This is a genomic window from Neisseria sp. P0021.S007, assembly GCF_051956855.1.
In genome coordinates this window covers 1-738 of sequence record NZ_JBQCXA010000429.1, presented here as the reverse complement: position 1 = coordinate 738, position 738 = coordinate 1, and the positions used below count along the sequence as shown (strand labels likewise).

The following is a 738-nucleotide window of genomic DNA, read 5'->3' as shown; positions in this document are numbered from 1 at the left end:
ACCATTGGTGGCAACCCAAGCTGCAAACCCTCAGCGCATTTGAAGCAGGCCGTCTGAAAAACGGCCGCCGCGAGCATTCCAACAACACCAGCCAACTGCTCAGCAACTCCATCGTGTACTACCGCAACGCGCGCCAATACTGGGTAGCCGGTATCGACCTCTACCGCGAACGCAACCGCGACGACAAAAGCGACAGCTTCAACCGCTACGCCCTGCGCACCACATGGGGACAAGAATGGCCCAAAGGCCTCTCCACCGTCCTACGCCTCAGCGCCGCCCAACGCCATTACCAAGCCCCCAGCTTCTTCAGCAACGAACAAAACCGCCGCGACAAAGAAGCCTCCGCCTCCCTGAGCGTATGGCATCGCGCCCTCCATTTCAAAGGCATCACCCCACGCCTGACCATTGCCCACAACAAAACATGGAGCAACGACAAGTTCTACGAATACGGCAAAACCAAAATGTTTGTCGAATTGAGCAAAACGTTCTGACAAATAGAACTAATCTGGGGATCAAGCAAAAATATCGGTCCTGCATACTGATTTACAAGGCAGATTCAAACTTTTACAGATACCGGATAAATAGGATTTTCAAGGCATAATTCCTCATTAAATTTATATTTATCAAATAGATAAATCCAAGCCAATATTACTTCACAGCGCAACGCACAACACTACATAACGTTACAAAAAATCAGGCCGTCTGAAACCCAACTTGGCGTTTCAGACGGCCTTAGTA

At 49.9% G+C, this 738-nt stretch carries 1 protein-coding gene; it reads left to right on the top strand.

Annotated features, from left to right (window positions below):
- A partial coding sequence (locus tag ACTHUR_RS13810) for a surface lipoprotein assembly modifier (RefSeq protein WP_440399107.1) occupies nt 1-491 on the top strand: 491 nt, incomplete at its 5' end.
- Nucleotides 492-738 lie beyond the last annotated feature (247 nt).